Source organism: Erythrobacter mangrovi, from assembly GCF_013260645.1.
Taxonomy (GTDB): Bacteria; Pseudomonadota; Alphaproteobacteria; order Sphingomonadales; family Sphingomonadaceae; genus Qipengyuania; species Qipengyuania mangrovi.
This window is the reverse complement of the sequence record NZ_CP053921.1, coordinates 930,014-942,648: the sequence shown is the minus strand read 5'-3', so window position 1 is coordinate 942,648 and position 12,635 is coordinate 930,014. Positions and strand designations below refer to the sequence as shown.

Annotated in this window: 16 protein-coding genes; 11 read left to right on the top strand and 5 right to left on the bottom strand. The window is 63.5% G+C overall.

Translation table 11 applies throughout. The annotated features are described in order from the left end of the window. Positions 1-7: 7 nt before the first annotated feature. The 6 genes from HQR01_RS04910 (at position 8) to HQR01_RS04890 (ending at position 3,315) form a co-directional block, all read left to right on the top strand. Positions 8-160: a hypothetical protein gene (locus HQR01_RS04910; RefSeq protein WP_173213061.1), complete on the top strand. Its 153-nt coding sequence runs from the start codon at positions 8-10 to the stop codon at positions 158-160. Continuing rightward, positions 153-620, top strand: coding sequence for a DUF5935 domain-containing protein (locus HQR01_RS15215; RefSeq protein WP_234030255.1), 468 nt, complete (start codon positions 153-155; stop codon positions 618-620). The genes HQR01_RS04910 and HQR01_RS15215 overlap by 8 nt, the downstream gene beginning before the upstream one ends. After that, complete coding sequence (locus tag HQR01_RS15210) at positions 590-937, top strand: hypothetical protein (protein WP_234030254.1); 348 nt, start codon at positions 590-592, stop codon at positions 935-937. The genes HQR01_RS15215 and HQR01_RS15210 overlap by 31 nt, the downstream gene beginning before the upstream one ends. Before the next feature lie 109 nt (positions 938-1,046). Next, positions 1,047-1,496 (top strand): MaoC family dehydratase, encoded by a 450-nt coding sequence (locus tag HQR01_RS04900; RefSeq protein ID WP_173213060.1) that lies wholly within the window; start codon positions 1,047-1,049, stop codon positions 1,494-1,496. A gap of 56 nt (positions 1,497-1,552) precedes the next feature. Beyond that, positions 1,553-2,734: an acetyl-CoA C-acyltransferase gene (locus HQR01_RS04895; RefSeq protein ID WP_173213058.1), complete on the top strand. Its 1,182-nt coding sequence runs from the start codon at positions 1,553-1,555 to the stop codon at positions 2,732-2,734. Further along, positions 2,734-3,315 (top strand): carboxymuconolactone decarboxylase family protein, encoded by a 582-nt coding sequence (locus HQR01_RS04890; RefSeq protein WP_173213056.1) that lies wholly within the window; start codon positions 2,734-2,736, stop codon positions 3,313-3,315. Before HQR01_RS04895 ends, HQR01_RS04890 begins: the two co-directional genes overlap by 1 nt. A gap of 39 nt (positions 3,316-3,354) precedes the next feature. Here the strand turns inward: HQR01_RS04890 and HQR01_RS04885 are convergent, their stop codons facing one another. After that, positions 3,355-4,593 carry a polyhydroxyalkanoate depolymerase gene (locus HQR01_RS04885; RefSeq protein WP_173213054.1) on the bottom strand — a complete coding sequence of 413 codons (1,239 nt, stop codon included), beginning with the start codon at positions 4,591-4,593 and terminating at the stop codon, positions 3,355-3,357. A gap of 161 nt (positions 4,594-4,754) precedes the next feature. Between HQR01_RS04885 and HQR01_RS04880 the strand changes: the two genes are divergently transcribed. The 4 genes from HQR01_RS04880 (at position 4,755) to HQR01_RS04865 (ending at position 8,148) form a co-directional block, all read left to right on the top strand. Continuing rightward, entirely contained in the window at positions 4,755-6,581 is a 1,827-nt protein-coding gene (locus HQR01_RS04880) for an ABC transporter transmembrane domain-containing protein (protein WP_173213052.1), read from the top strand. A gap of 72 nt (positions 6,582-6,653) precedes the next feature. Next, on the top strand, positions 6,654-7,466 hold the full coding sequence (locus tag HQR01_RS04875; RefSeq protein WP_173213050.1) for an undecaprenyl-diphosphate phosphatase: 813 nt from the start codon (positions 6,654-6,656) through the stop codon (positions 7,464-7,466). 87 nt (positions 7,467-7,553) lie between these two features. Then, positions 7,554-7,808, top strand: coding sequence for a GlsB/YeaQ/YmgE family stress response membrane protein (locus tag HQR01_RS04870; RefSeq protein ID WP_173213048.1), 255 nt, complete (start codon positions 7,554-7,556; stop codon positions 7,806-7,808). 79 nt (positions 7,809-7,887) lie between these two features. Next, entirely contained in the window at positions 7,888-8,148 is a 261-nt protein-coding gene (locus tag HQR01_RS04865; protein ID WP_173213046.1) for a hypothetical protein, read from the top strand. Between the two features lie 76 nt (positions 8,149-8,224). On the opposite strand, the gene phhA is transcribed toward HQR01_RS04865, so the two are convergent. After that, positions 8,225-9,163: a phenylalanine 4-monooxygenase gene (phhA, locus tag HQR01_RS04860; RefSeq protein WP_173213044.1), complete on the bottom strand. Its 939-nt coding sequence runs from the start codon at positions 9,161-9,163 to the stop codon at positions 8,225-8,227. Positions 9,164-9,257: 94 nt separating this feature from the next. Here phhA and ppk2 point away from each other — a divergent pair, with 94 nt between their 5' ends. Further along, positions 9,258-10,004: a polyphosphate kinase 2 gene (gene ppk2, locus HQR01_RS04855; RefSeq protein ID WP_173216148.1), complete on the top strand. Its 747-nt coding sequence runs from the start codon at positions 9,258-9,260 to the stop codon at positions 10,002-10,004. Between the two features lie 13 nt (positions 10,005-10,017). Here the strand turns inward: ppk2 and HQR01_RS04850 are convergent, their stop codons facing one another. The 3 genes from HQR01_RS04850 to HQR01_RS04840 all read right to left on the bottom strand — a co-directional run bounded on the left by HQR01_RS04850 (position 10,018) and on the right by HQR01_RS04840 (position 12,634). Further along, entirely contained in the window at positions 10,018-10,392 is a 375-nt protein-coding gene (locus tag HQR01_RS04850) for a hypothetical protein (protein WP_173213042.1), read from the bottom strand. A gap of 155 nt (positions 10,393-10,547) precedes the next feature. After that, a complete protein-coding gene (locus tag HQR01_RS04845; RefSeq protein ID WP_173213040.1) occupies positions 10,548-11,402 on the bottom strand; it encodes an FAS1-like dehydratase domain-containing protein in 855 nt (284 codons plus the stop codon). After that, a complete protein-coding gene (locus tag HQR01_RS04840; RefSeq protein ID WP_173213038.1) occupies positions 11,402-12,634 on the bottom strand; it encodes an acetyl-CoA C-acetyltransferase in 1,233 nt (410 codons plus the stop codon). Before HQR01_RS04840 ends, HQR01_RS04845 begins: the two co-directional genes overlap by 1 nt. Position 12,635: the final 1 nt, after the last annotated feature.

Sequence of the window (12,635 nt, the reverse complement as noted above, 5' to 3'; positions counted from 1 at the left end):
GACCCATGTGCTGATCGTGATCGCCCTGCTGCGCATACTCGTGCGGCCCGATCTCGATCACGAGGACCCACTTGCTGCGGATGAGCAGGCCGAACCCAAGGCCAGCCGACGCGCGACCCGACGCGCGCGACGCAATGGCAAGGGTGCGGCCGATGCTTGACTTTGCACTATTTTCCACCGTCATGGGCATGTTTGCGCTCGGCCTGCGGCGTCCCTTCATCTGGGTGCTGGCCTATCTCTACATCGATATCCTGGCACCACAGAGGATCGGCTGGGCGCTGACCCCGATGTTGCCGATTTCCTTGATCGCCTTCCTGCTGGCCTTTGCCGGCTGGGCGATCGGCGACACCAAGGCGAACACCAAGTTCACCCTGCGCCAGGGCATTATGCTTGCCTTGCTGGGCTGGTGTTTCATGACCTTGCAGTGGGTCGACTTCCCTGAGAACGCCGCGGACAAGTGGGAGTGGGTGTGGAAGGCACTGGTCTTCGCGATCTTCCTGCCTTTCACCCTGACGACCCGCCTGCGCATAGAGGTGGCAGCGCTGGTGATGGTGCTGACTGCGGGGCCTATCACTCTTCCTATTTCGAGATGCTCGGCGAACAGGGCTGGATCGGCCTGATCTTGTGGCTGGCGCTGCACGTTCTCGGCGTCCTGCACATGGAAAGCATCCGCAAGCGCTGGGCCGGCCGTGTAAGGCGCGATGAACAGTGGCAGGGGCCGCTGGCCAGCGCGCTGCAGTTCGCACAGATCATCTATCTGGTGGGGGCGACATTCCAGGGGATCGCCTACCAGCCCTTCGTGCTGATGCTGATCGGCATGCAGATTGCGCTCTCGACCTATTGTCGGCGGCGTGAGTCGCTGGTTCGCAAAGCGGAGCGCAAGGCGGCGCGCGATGCCCGGCGCGAAGCGTCCGGGGCCAAGCCCGCCATGCCGTAACGGCACAATTCGCGCGGTTGCGCACCCTCTCTGCTTGCGCCATGACTCCGCACCGCCAGCGCGGCCGGAGTCGCGCAAAACTGCAGTTTTTCGAGAGAAGGAGAGGCGCATGACCCCGCAGGAAGTAGCCGGCATGGTCGGGCAGCACATCGGCACCAGCGAATGGGCCGAGATGAGCCAGGAACGCATCAACCAGTTCGCCGATGCGACGGGCGATCATCAGTTCATTCATATCAACGAAGAAATGGCCAAGATGACGCCGTTCGGCGGTACCATCGCGCATGGCTTCCTGACGCTCTCGATGATCCCCTATCTCGGCGCCAATTCGGACACCCCGAAGATCGACGGGGTGAAGATGGGCGTCAATTACGGTGGCAACAAGACGCGTTTCATTTCGCCCGTACGCTCGGGCAAGCGCATTCGCGGCCACTGGAAACTGCTGGAAATGGTTGAGAAGCGCCCCGGCCAGTGGCAGCAGACCTCCGAAATCACCATCGAGATCGAGGGCGAGGAAAAGCCCGCGCTGATCTGCGAATGGATCACCCAGCTCTTCGTCTGATTTCCCCCTCCTCCCCAAGAGGATTCGGACACCTTTAGCAAGCCAAGGAACTACCCATGCGTGACGCAGTCATCGTCTCCACCGCCCGTACCCCGCTGACCAAGGCGGCGCGCGGCGCATTCAACAACACCACCGGCGCGACCCTCGGCGCCTGGTCGATCAAGGCCGCCGTCGAGCGCGCGGGACTCGAAGGGGCCGAGGTCGACGACGTGATCATGGGTTGCGCGGCCCAGCAGGGTTCGACCGGCGGCAACGTCGCGCGCCTTGCGGCGCTTCGTGCGGGCCTGCCGGTATCGGTTCCTGCCATGACCATCGATCGCCAGTGCTCATCGGGCCTGATGACCATCGCCACTGCCGCCAAGCAGGTGCTGGTAGACAACATGGACATCTGCGTCGCCGGTGGCCTTGAAAGCATTTCGAAGGTGAGTGGCAGCGGCAAGCTGTTCGTCGAGCCCGACCGCGAACTGCTGGAAATGCACCCGCATATCTACATGCCGATGATCGGCACCGCCGAAGTGGTGGCCAAGCGCTACAACATCAGCCGCGAGTATCAGGACGAGTATTCGCTCCAGTCGCAGCAGCGCACCGCCGCTGCGCAGGCAGCGGGAAAGTTCGATGACGAGATCGTCCCCTGCACCGCAACCATGGCCGTGATGAACAAGGAGACCAAGGAAGTCACCTTCCAGGAAGTCACCGCCGACCGCGACGATTGCAATCGCCCCGACACAACGCTTGAAGGCCTTGCTTCGCTGAAGCCGGTAATGGGCGAGGGTCACTGCATCACGGCGGGCAATGCCAGCCAGCTGTCCGACGGGTCGTCGTCCTGCGTGGTGATGGAAGCCAAGGTGGCTGAGAAGCGCGGCCTCAACCCGCTCGGTCGCTATGTCGGCATGGCGGTCGCCGGCACCGAGCCCGACGAAATGGGCATCGGCCCGGTCTATGCCATTCCCAAGCTGCTCGAGCGCTTCAACCTCAAGATGGATGACATCGGCCTGTGGGAGCTGAACGAAGCCTTCGCGGTGCAGGTGCTCTACTGCCGCGACAAGCTGGGCATCCCTGACGAACTGCTCAACGTCAACGGCGGTTCGATCTCGATCGGCCACCCGTTCGGCATGACCGGCGCGCGCTGCACCGGCCACGCGCTGATCGAAGGCAAGCGTCGCGGCGTGAAATACGCTGTCGTCACCATGTGCATCGGTGGCGGCCAGGGCGCAGCAGGCCTGTTCGAGATCTTCTGATGCGCTTGCCTGCTCCTCGTATCGAGCCGCTCGAAATGGATCGGCTCGACGAGGAGCAGGCGGCTGTCCTCGCGCCCTTCGCCGATCCCGCCAACAAGGTCGGGGGCGGCAGGGTGCTCAATATCTTCCGCACGCTCGCCCGCGCACCCAAGGCGCTGACCGGTTTCCTCGCCTGGGGCAATTACATCCTGTCGCGGCGCAACGCGTTGCCGCCGCGCGAGCGCGAGATCGTGATCCTGCGCACCGGGTGGCTGTGCCGTTCCGGCTATGAATTCGCCCAGCACCGGCGGATCGGGCTCGATTGCGGGCTAACCGCTGAGGAGGTCGAGCGGATCAAGGCAGGCCCCGGCGCACCCGGCTGGACCCCGATCGAGGCGGCCATGCTGCGTGCAGCGGACGAGCTGGTTGCCGACCACTTCGTCTCCGATGCCACCTGGGCGGCGCTGGCCGAGCTGGGCGACAAGGGCCGCATGGACATCGTGTTCACCGTCGGCCAGTACACTCAGGTTTCGATGCTGCTGAACAGCTTTGGCGTCCAGCTCGAGGATGGCGACGAAATCGACCCCGATTTGAGGCCCTAGGCCCGGCTGTTCACGGCGCCCGCATAGAGCGCGCGTCCCTTAGCCATGCCTGGCGATGAAGTCCTCGACTACCGGGGCGATCTTTTCGCGCCACCTGCTGCCGTTGAATATGCCGTAGTGCCCGGCCCCTTCCGCCATGTAGTAGCGCTTCTTGTTTGCCGCGAGGTGCGGTGTCAGGTCGAGCGCGGCCTTGGTCTGGCCCAGTCCGGAGATGTCGTCGCGCTCACCCTCGATCGCCAACAGGGCGGTCTGCGTGATGTCGCCCAGGTCGATGCGCTTGCCGCGATGGACGAAGGTGCCGTTGGGCAAGGCGTGTGTCTGGAACACTTCCTCGACCGTCTGCAGATAGAATTCCGCTGTCATGTCGCAGACGCTGCGGTATTCGTCGTAGAAATCCTTGGTCGCCTGCGCGCTTTCGTCGTCGCCCACGGTGAGGTGTTTGAACATCTCGTAGTGGCTCATCATGTGATTGCCGAGGTTCATGCTCATGAACCCGGCCAGCTGCATGAAGCCCGGGTAAACCCTTCGCCCGGCACCGCGGTACTGCATCGGCACGGTCGCGATGACCGTATGGCGGAACCATTCGATCGGCCGCTCCATGGCGAGGTCGTTAACGCTGGTCGGCGAACAACGCGTGTCGATCGGGCCGCCCATCATGGTCAGCGTCTTGGGCGTACAGGGATGGCTATCGCGATTCATGATCGCCGTTGCCGCGAACACCGGGACCGATGGCTGGCACACCGCCATCACATTGGCCCCCGGTCCGATGTGTTCGAGGAACGCGATGACGTAATCCATGTAGTCGTCGAGGTCGAAACGCCCATCCGACAGGGGGACGGTGCGGGCATCGGCCCAATCGGTGACGTAAACCCGGTAATTCTGGAGCATTCGCTCAACCGTACCGCGCAGCAGCGTGGCATAGTGCCCGCTCATCGGTGCCACGATCAGCAAGCTGGGGGCGTCCTCTGCCAGCCCAGCGCGCTGGAACCGCTTGAGACCGCCAAATGGGCGGTTCACTTCGATGGCTTCGATCACCGGGTCAACCTGCCCGTCGACAGACACGCTCTCGATATTCCAGGCCGGCTTTCCGTAGCTTGCCGAGGCATGCGCGAAGACTTCGAGCGCGCTGGAAGCTATCGTGCCCAGGCCTCTCGATCCGGCTGGTGTCATGAAATTGACCGGATGGGCCGGGTTGGACAGCATCTCAGCCCCGATCGAGGCAAGAGCGCTGGCCGAGTGGAGCCAGCTGCGCTGCAGTTCATAGGCGTGGTAAAGCAATGCGTGTCCCCTGCTGGCCGGCCTCTTCTGTTATGTGTGCCGACCCCAATTCGCACCATCCTGACGCGCCCGTGACGATTGTGCAATGCACAAATCGATTGTTTTGCCCGCACTGGTCCTCGGCAGTGGATTTTCCCGGGAACGCCACCTAGGTGGTGGCGATGGATGCGCAGACCGAGATCGAGAGACCCGAACAGCCGGCCGAGAGCCTTGAGGACGCGAAGCCCGAGCGCAAGCAGCGCTCGCTGCGACCGCTGCGCATGGTGTGGCAGGCGGCGTCGAACTATCCCGGCCATGTCGCGCTGGCGCTGGTCGCGCTGATGATCACCGCCAGTGCCACGCTGGCGATTCCGGCCGGATTCAAAATGGTCGTCGACCGTGGATTTGCCGAAGGGTCCGACCCGGGCGAGATTGCGCGCTGGTTTCGCTACCTGCTGCTGATTGTCGCCGTCCTGGCGATGGGCACGGCCATGCGCTTCTACTTCGTCAGCTGGCTTGGCGAACGCGTCGTCGCCGATGTGCGGCTGAAGGTGCAGGAGAACCTGCTGCGGCTGGCGCCCGGGTTCTATGAAGAGAACAGTCCCAAGGAAATATCCAGCCGCATGACCAGCGACACCGCGCTGATCGAAACGGTGGTCGGGACCACGGTTTCGGTGGCACTGCGCAACACGCTGATGGCGATCGGCGGTACGGCCTATCTGTTCTGGCTCATCCCCGGGCTGACTATCGGGCTTGTCCTGATCATCCCGGCGATCGTCGTTCCAATCACCTTCTTCGGCCGCCGCCTGCGCAATGTCAGCCGGACCAGCCAGGACCGCGTGGCCGATATCGGGGCCATGATCACGGAAGTTTTGGGGGCGATGAAGATCGTCCAGGGGTTCAACCAGGAGGCGCGCGAGCACGAGCGCTTCCTGGGCGCGGTCGAACGGACCTTCACCACGGCCAAGCGGCGGATCATGATCCGCGCGGCGATGACCTCCATCGTCATCCTGTGCGTATTCGGCGGCATCACCATGTTGGTGTGGAAGGGTGCCGAAGAAGTAAGCGCGGGCACGATTTCGGGCGGTACGATTGCGGCTTTCGTCATCACCGCGGGTCTCGTGGCGGGATCGTTCGGTGCGCTGACCGAAGTTTACGGCGACCTGTTGCGCGGGGCCGGTGCAGCCAGCCGGCTTGCCGAACTGCTCGAGGAGAAGCCGGCGATCGCCCCGCCAGCGCGGCCGCAGGCGCTACCCGTTCCCGCGCGCGGCAGCCTGTCGTTCCGCAATGTCACGTTCCGCTATCCCACACGGCTCGACGCCCCCGCCATCTTCGATTTCACGCTCGAGGTCGAGCCAGGGGAGACCGTAGCCATCGTTGGGCCCTCTGGAGCGGGCAAGTCGACCATCTTCCAGCTGGCGGAACGCTTCTATGATCCCCAGGCCGGATCGATCCGTATCGACGGGATTCCGCTAACCAGCGCCGATCCGGCCGAGGTTCGCCGCCGGATGGCCTATGTTCCGCAGGAGGGCGTGCTGTTCAGCGCCAATGCGCGTGACAATCTGCGCTATGGCAATTGGGACGCGAGCGACGAGGAAATCTGGGCCGCCGCGCGTGCGGCAAATGCGGAAGAATTCCTGGAGAAGCTCCCGCAGGGGCTGGACACCTATCTCGGCGAAAGCGGGACGCAGCTTTCGGGCGGCCAGCGGCAACGCATCGCGATTGCGCGGGCCTTGCTGCGCAACGCGCCTATCCTGTTGCTCGACGAGGCGACCAGCGCGCTCGACGCCGAGAGCGAACGGCTGGTGCAGGACGCGCTCGAACATCTCATGCAGGACCGCACTACACTGGTGATTGCGCACCGCCTCTCGACGGTGCGTGCGGCCGACCGGATCGTGGTGATGGAGGATGGCAAGATCGTCGAGCAGGGTAACCACGACCAATTGGCGGCAAATGGCGGGCTCTATGCGCGGTTGGCATCGCTGCAATTCGTGCTCGAAGCCGGTTGAGCGTGCAGGCCACCGCATTCCGGCGCCAGACCGCTTGACTTGGCCCATCCCTTTCTCTTGGGCGCTTAGCCAATGAGCGACTATTTCACCGCGATCTTCCTCGGCATTGTCGAGGGGCTTACCGAGTTCATCCCTGTCTCTTCGACCGGGCACCTGATTCTCGCCACCGAGCTCTCGGGTGCGGATCCGCAGGAATGGGCGATGTTCAACGTCGTGATCCAGCTCGGCGCGATCCTCGCGGTTGTCTACCAATATTGGGGCACGTTCTGGGGTGCGGGCATGGGTGTGCTGCGCGGCGAGCGCGAAGGGCTGCTGTTCGCGCGCAACCTGATCCTGGCCTTTCTGCCCAGCGCGGTCCTGGGCCTCATGCTCCACGAACAGTTCGAAGCGATGCTCGGGAATCCGCAGATCGTGCCCTGGACCTTGATCCTCGGCGGGATTGCCATCTTGGGGATCGAACGCTGGTCCAAGCCGGAAGGCGAGCATGGCGTGGCCGACCTGCCCATCGTGACAGTTCTCGGCGTCGGCCTGGCGCAGTGCCTGGCGATGGTCCCCGGCGTCAGCCGGTCGGGCGCGACGATCATGGGGGCGCTGGCTATGGGCGTGAACCGCAAGACGGCCGCCGAGTTCTCGTTCTTCCTCGCGGTACCGACGATGATCGGGGCCTCGGGGCTCGAGATCGCGACCAAGTACGATACGCTGATGGCTGGCAGCGCGCGGGTCGGCTGGGACGACATCGCGCTGGGCTTTGTGGTCAGCTTCATCGTCGCGCTGCTGGTGATCCGCGCCTTTGTCGCTTTCGTCGGGCGCAGCGGATTCGCTCCGTTCGCCTGGTATCGCATTGTCGCCGGTTCGGCCGTCCTGGCGTGGTTCGCGTTTGCATGAGCTGTGGCTCGTTCTGCCGCAACGGCAGGAACAAAAGCCTCATGTGCGGTTTTTATCGGACATGACCAATGTCCGGACATATCTGCCATGGGCGCGCTGATACTGATCGTGATGGGTGCTGCGCTGGGCTGGCTGGGGACTATCGTCCTGCGCATCGAAGACGGGCGCCTGATCTTTGGCCAGATGCTGGCCGGTACGGCTGGCTCACTGCTCGCCGGTCTATTCGGCGGCAATGCATCGATCGTAGGCGGCGTCAGTGGCGGGGCTCTGGCATGGGCTACGCTGGGGGCCCTCGGCCTTATCGCAGCGTATAACCTTCTGCGGCGCCGACTGGCGCAATGAGTACGACAAACGATTGATTTCGGAACTCTTTCCTTCTTCGCGCATTGGGTCGATATCCAACCATAGAAGGGGACAACCCATGAAATTCAACAAAGCTCTGATCACCGTTTCGGCTGCTACCCTCAGTCTGGGCGTCGTCGCTTGCGATGGCCCGAAGGAAGATGCGGCTGAAGACGTCGGCGAACAGCAGGCGGAAGTGGTGAACGAGCAAGCCGAGGCAATGGAAGACGCTGGCCAGATCACCGATGCACAGGAAGATGCCATGACGGACGCCGCTGAAGACAAGGCCGATGCCATGGAAGAAGCCGGTGAAGCGGCAGACAACGCCGCCGGCAACTAAACTACGGCCGTAAGGTCACGCGAACCGGCCCGGGAGCGATTCCGGGCCGGTTTCGGTGTCTGGGCTAGAATATCACTTAAACCGGCTTGGCCCCGCTGCCGCGTCCGCCGCGCAGCGTGTACTCGAGCGTACCCTCATTGACGACGTAATCGACGTCGATCACCGCCGTATTGGCATAGGTGAACCCGGGGCCGAGGTGGCGATAGAGCTTGTCGAAATCGCGCTCGACCGTCTGGCGGTAGAGGTCGGCAAAGCTCTCGATCACGAAATAGGTCGGCTGGAGATCGCTGATCACGTAGTCGGTGCGCATGACGCGGTCGACGTTGAGCATGATGCGGTTGGGGCTTTCAGCCTCGGTGGCATAGACCACCTCGGTCGGGCCCGAGAGGATTCCCGCGCCATAGGCCTTGATGCCGTCCGTTTCCTGAATCAGCCCGAACTCGACCGTATACCAGTAGAGCGCCCCGAGCGCCTTCAGTCGGTTGTAGCGCATCGCCTTCCACCCGGCGCGACCATATTCCTGCATGTAGTCGGCATAGACGGGATCGGTCAGCATCGGCACGTGGCCGAACACGTCATGGAATACGTCGGGTTCCTGGATGTAGTCGAAGGTCTCGCGCGTGCGGATGAAATTGCCCGCAGGGAAGCGCCGGTTGGCGAGGTGCCAGAAGAATACGTGATCGGGGATCAGCATTGGCACCGGCACGACGGTCCAGCCGGTCAGGGCATTCAGGTCTTCGCTGAGCTTGCCGAATTCGGGTACCCCGCCGCGATCCAGATTGAGCTTGTCGAGGCCAGCGATGAAGGACGATGCCGCGCGCCCGGGCAGGACCTGCATCTGGCGTGCGAACAGGTCGTTCCAGATCGCATCCTCCTCCGACGAGTAGACGGTCTGGGCCGGCTCCAGCCAGTCTTCGCCGACATGGGCCGGTTTCTTTAGCGGCGCGGTGAAAATTCCTGCCGGAAGCTCCGGCAGGCGGCTAAAGTCCTGTTCGGGTTCTGCGATGGTAGCCATATCGTTGCTGATGATACTACTTTTGCGGCCGCCACACAAATGCTTCGGGAGGTGAGGGGTGAATAAAGAGGATTACGAGCACGCGATCGAGCCGATGCAGGCGGAACTGGTCGGCATGGCGCGCTGGGCCAAGGCGACAGGGCAACGGATCGTGGTGATCTTTGAAGGCCGCGATACGGCGGGCAAGGGCGGTGCGATCCAGGCTGTCCGCGAGGCGTTGAACCCGCGCCAGTGCCGTGTGGTTGCGCTGTCGAAGCCGAACGAAGCGGAACAGACCCAATGGTATTTCCAACGCTACATCACGCACTTGCCTAGTGCTGGCGAGATCGTGCTGTTCGATCGCAGCTGGTACAACCGCGCGGGTGTCGAGAAGGTCATGGGTTATGCCTCGCCTGAACAGGTCGCGGCATTTCTCGCGCAGGCACCGCTTTTCGAAAAGCAACTGGTCGAGGACGGCATCCTGCTGTTCAAATACTGGCTCGGCACCGACCAGGCCGAACAGGAAGAACGCCTGCGCGAACGGCTGGAAGACCCGCTCAAGCGCTGGAAGCTCTCGCCGGTCGATCTTGCCGCGCGTGACAAGTATGATGCCTATACCGAAGCGCGCGAAGCCATGCTTGCGGCCACCCACACCGATTGGGCGCCTTGGACCCTGGTCGATTTCAATGACCAGAAACGTGGCCGACTGACGCTCGTGCGCGACCTGCTCGACCGCCTCCCCGATACCCAGGTAGAGCCCACCGAAATCGACTATCCCCCGCTCGGCCGTGAGCCGCTCCCGGAACGCTATTCCGTCCTGCAACCGATCGTGAATTACACGCCTGTCGATGAGGCCGGGTAGATGGCGCGGTGATTTAGGCTTCCACCGAGGTTTCGCCCAGCCAGCGCTCTGCCTCATCGACCGAACGGAAGTAGCGGAATTTCTCGCTCCGCTCGGACAAGCGCTTGAGCTGCAATTCCTGGAGCATCGTGCCGACCGCAATCGCGCCGCGCCGCATGCCATTGGTAACGCACCAACGCATGAGCACCTCGCCGCTATCGACCCGCTCCTGCGCTATGACGTGAATGCCGACCAGGTCGACCAGCACGTCGAAGTGGCCGTCTTCGGACCGTACCCGCTCGGCCGCAGCGACGAAGTCCTGATGAACTGCATCGCGATCGTGGTTGTAGTCATGTTTCAGGATTAGGATGACGCAGTGACGTGAAACGTCGGCCCGAACTTCATACATTCTCTGCTCCCGTGCTGTCGAAGCACCTGCTTTGCCGCGGCGCGTTATATCCCTGATTTACTTGAGGGACTTCGAACAGTTCACAAATATCGGGAGTACGTTAACTAATGGTTGGCGAATTGCAGGCCCGTGAGGCGCAGTGCGGCGTGCCAACCTTAATCAAGGCTCGCGCGAGCCCTGACCACTTCACGGCCATCGGATGCTAGCGCAGCCAGCTCAAGGCCGGCGCTCTCCCGACGCATCAGCAGGTTCAGTTCTTCCCCTGCAATGGCCGGGCTGATGGCCCGGAAGCCGAAGCTCTCGAGCCGGTTTTCGCCCAACTCGCTTGCCGCCAGTTGCAGCAGCAGGCTCGCCATCAAGGGCCCATGCACCACCAGGCCGCGATAGCGTTCGACGTCACGCGTATAGGGTGCATCATAGTGGATGCGGTGGGTGTTGAAGGTCAGCGCGGAGAAGCGGAACAGCAATCGCGGGTCTGGCACCAGAGTGCGGTGCACATCCCATCCCGTTGGATCCACACCATTGGCGGCGGGTTGCGGGGGACTTAGCGGCGCCTCGGCGCTGGCAGCGTCGCGATATACCAAAGTTTGCCGTTCGCGCACGGCGGGGGTCCCATCGGCGCTGGTCTCGTGGTCGACTTCGACGAAGACCAGCGACCCGGTCTTGCCGCTTTTCTCGTCGATCGTGGCGATGCGCGACCGGCGCTCGATCCGCGCGCCGATCGTCAAGGGTGAGAGGAAGGTGACCTTGCTCGATGCCCACATCCGGCGTGGTTGGGGAACCGGTGGGAAGAAGCTCGCTGCACTCTCGTCGCGCGTCGGATGTCCATCCTCGCCCAGCGCGGCTGTCGGGGCTTCGGGGGTGCACAGGCAGAAGTGGATGCCCTGCGGCATTGTGCCGTCTGCGGGAACCGCACGGTCCATCGTGGCGCACCAGCGCGAGGCAAGCGCGGCATCGAGCCTGTCCTGCGACGTCGTCTCGCGCCCCAGCCAGGCGGACCAGCTTCCCATCAGGCGGCGCGCTCGAACACGGCCGCCATCCCCTGCCCGCCGCCGATGCACATGGTCTCGAGCCCATAGCGGGCCCCACGGCGACGCATTTCGTGCGCCATGTCGGCAAGGATGCGAATGCCGGTGGCTCCGATCGGGTGACCGAGCGAGATGCCCGAACCATTGACGTTGACCAGCTCACGGCGGCTGTCGTCGTCAGAGAACCCCCAGCCCTTGAGCACGGCGAGCGCCTGCGGGGCGAAGGCTTCGTTGAGCTCGATCAGCTCGATGTCACCCCAACCGAGACCGTTGCGGGCGAACAAGCGCTCGACCGCCGGGACGGGGCCAATACCCATGCGGCTGGGGTCGCAGCCTGCCGCGCTCCACGAATGGAACCACAGGATCGGTTCGAGGCCGAGTTCCTCGACCTTGTCCTCCGCAACCACCAGGCAAGCCGCCGCGGCGTCATTCTGCTGGCTGGCATTGCCCGCCGTCACGATGGCGTCGGGATCGCGCTTGATGTCGATCGCCCGCAGCGCGCCCAGCGTTTCCATGCTGGCGTCGGGGCGGAAGCCCTCGTCCTTGGCGAAGATGACCGCATCGCCCTTGCGCGAGGGGATCTCGACCGAAACCAGCTGTTCATCGAACTTGCCTTCGGCCCAGGCGCGGGTGGCGTTCTGGTGACTGCGGACCGCGAAGGCATCGGCCTCTTCGCGGGTAATGCCGTAATCCTTGGCCAGGTTCTCTGCGGTTTCGATCATGCCGGTAATGACGCCAAATCGCTCGATCGGCTGGCTCATCAACCGTCCACGGGTCAGTCGATCCCACAGCACCATGTCGCCGAGGCGCGAGCCCTGGCGGGCTGCGGTAGTATAGTGTTCGACGTTGGACATGCTCTCGACCCCGCCCGCGAGGACGCAATCGGCAACGCCAGTCTGGACCATCATCGCCGCCGTCGCGACTGCCTGCAGGCCCGAGCCGCAGCGCCGGTCGAGCTGGAAGCCGGGAACCTCGATGGGATAACCTGCGGCCAACCAGCTCCAGTGGCCGATCGCAGGTGCCTCGCCGCTGCCGTAGCCTTGGCTAAAGACGACGTCGTCGACGCGCATCGGATCGATACCGCTGCGCTCGACCAGTGCCTTGATGATGATGGCGCCAAGCTTTCCGGCCTCCAAGGGTTGGAGACTGCCCAGATAGCGACCGACGGGGGTGCGCAGGGGCTTGCAGATGGCGACTCGACGAAGTGACGTCATG